The 1,823-nt window shown below is 65.6% G+C and carries 1 pseudogene; it reads left to right on the top strand.

Annotated features, from left to right (window positions below):
* Positions 1 to 217: 217 nt before the first annotated feature.
* Positions 218 to 1,728: pseudogene (locus tag JCM9942_RS15075) on the top strand (peptide MFS transporter).
* Positions 1,729 to 1,823: the final 95 nt, after the last annotated feature.

Raw genomic sequence — 1,823 nt, forward strand, 5'->3', positions numbered from 1 at the left:
GGTGTGCCGCCACGCGCTGGGCGCTGGCGGCATTGCGGCGCATTCATGAGGTTGCGGCGGCGGCCGGGTGGTTTGCGCGGCGGCCATGGCCGTGCGTGACCGGGACCTGACCGGCGCAACCTCTATTTGACGTGAAGCGGACGCTTCTGTGATCCTCGCCCGTCGCGCCGGTTCCGGCCGATTTCTTTACCCAACGAATTGTTCAGGGGAGTCCCGCATGAGCGCTGCCGCGCCGAATTCCGCATCCACCCCGGCGCCCGTGCCGGAGTTCAAGACCACGCTTGGCCATCCGCGTCCGCTGTGGATGCTGTTCATGACCGAGTTCTGGGAGCGCTTCGCGTTCTACGGCATGCGCTGGGCGCTGGCGCTGTACATCGTGGCGCAGTTCTTCAACGGCGACGCCGCCGGTGAGGGCTCGGCCAGCAAGCTGTACGGCGCCTACCTGGCGCTGGTGTACGCGGCGGCGCTGTTCGGCGGCTATGTCGCCGACCGGGTGATCGGCTACCAGCGCTCGATCCTGCTGGGTGCGGTGGTGATGGCGGCCGGCCTGTTCCTGGTCATGGTGCCGAACGAGATGGTGTTCAAGATCGGCCTGGCCACCATCGTGGCCGGCAATGGCCTGTTCAAGCCCAACATCTCGACCATGGTCGGCCAGCTGTATGCCACCGGCGATGAGCGCCGTGATTCGGGCTTCACCCTGTTCTACATGGGCATCAACGCCGGTGCGCTGATCGCGCCGATCCTGACCGGCTGGCTGGCCGAGAACATGTTCGGCGGCTCCTCGCAGATGCCGGCCTACAAGGCGGTGTTCATCGCCTCGGGCGTGGGCATGCTGATCAGCCTGGTGTGGTTCTGGTTTGGCCGAGCCCAGCTCAAGGGCATCGGCCGTCCGCTGGCCGGCGCGGAAGGTTTCGGACGCCTGCTGCTGGTGGTGCTGGGGGTGCTGGTGGCGATCCCGGCGATCTACTTCCTGCTGACCATCGATGCCAACAATCTGCAGGTGCTGCTGACGATCCTGTTCGTGGGCCTGTGCGTGCTGATCCTGCGCGAAGCTTCGCCAACGGTGCGGTGGCGCGTGACAAGGCGATCGCGATGCTGATCATCTTCGCCTTCAACGTGCTGTTCTGGATGTTCTTCGAACAGGCCGGCAGCTCGTTCAACTTCCTGGCGCAGAACATCGTCCAGCGCGACTTCGGCGGCTGGACGTTCCCGGTGGGCTGGTTCCAGTCGGTCAACTCGCTGGCCATCATCACCCTGGCGCCGGTCATCGCCTGGATGTGGGTCAAGATGGGCAAGGCCAATCCGTCGATCCCGCGCAAGTTCGGCCTGGGCATCATCTTCAACGGCCTGGCGTTCCTGCTGCTGATGTTCGCGCTGTCCAGCCTAGTGGACCCGCAGAGCCTGAAGATCCCGTTCTGGACGCTGTTCATGGTCTACGTGATCCAGTCGGTCGGCGAGCTGTGCCTGTCGCCGATCGGCCTGTCGATGGTGACCAAGCTGGCACCGGTGCGCCTGATCGGCTTCGGCATGGGCGGCTGGTTCCTGTCCACCGCGATCGGCAACAACCTGTCGGGCATTTTCGCCAGCAGCGTCAGCGGCGAAGGCGGCATGACCGTGGCGTCGGCGCAGGCCGGCTACACCTTCGGTTTCTGGGTGCTGATCGGCGCCGGCGTGCTGCTGTTCCTGATCGCGCCGCTGATCCAGAAGCTGATGCACGGCGTGAAGTAAGGCAGTGCCGATGAAGCGGTTGTCCGGGATGGTTGCCTTGCTGCTCACCGCGGCCTTGGCCGGCTGCAATCCGCCGCCGGCCGCCGCGCCGGCAG

Origin of the sequence: Stenotrophomonas pictorum JCM 9942, from assembly GCF_001310775.1 — a bacterium.
Lineage (GTDB): Bacteria > Pseudomonadota > Gammaproteobacteria > Xanthomonadales > Xanthomonadaceae > Stenotrophomonas > Stenotrophomonas pictorum.